The organism is Nocardioides sp. CPCC 206348, assembly GCF_048654705.1.
GTDB lineage: Bacteria > Actinomycetota > Actinomycetes > Propionibacteriales > Nocardioidaceae > Nocardioides.
This window is the reverse complement of sequence record NZ_JBMCZA010000188.1, coordinates 2,217-2,459: the sequence shown is the minus strand read 5'-3', so window position 1 is coordinate 2,459 and position 243 is coordinate 2,217. Positions and strand designations below refer to the sequence as shown.

Below are 243 nucleotides of genomic sequence, written 5' to 3'. Positions count from 1 at the left end.
TCGTCCCCGTGGAGGTGCTCGACCTGCACCACGTGCTGGCCCGCCGGGAGCACGATGTCGTGGGTCCGCGCGTCGCCCCAGAAGGCATTGGCGTAGAAGTCATGCACGGGTTCGTTGTCGACCCACAACCGGACCCATTCGGTGCCGTCGACCTGGAACCGCCAGGTGCCCGCCGCGAGGTCGACGCGTCCGCGCCAGGAGGTGGCGAACCGGGTCCCGGGCGTCTCGGGCAGCTGGACCGCG

The 243-nt window shown here is 71.2% G+C and carries 1 protein-coding gene; it reads right to left on the bottom strand.

The features are described 5' to 3' along the window. Positions 1-243 (bottom strand): hypothetical protein (locus ACOADB_RS15480; protein ID WP_378600306.1); only part of this gene is annotated, 243 nt, incomplete at both ends.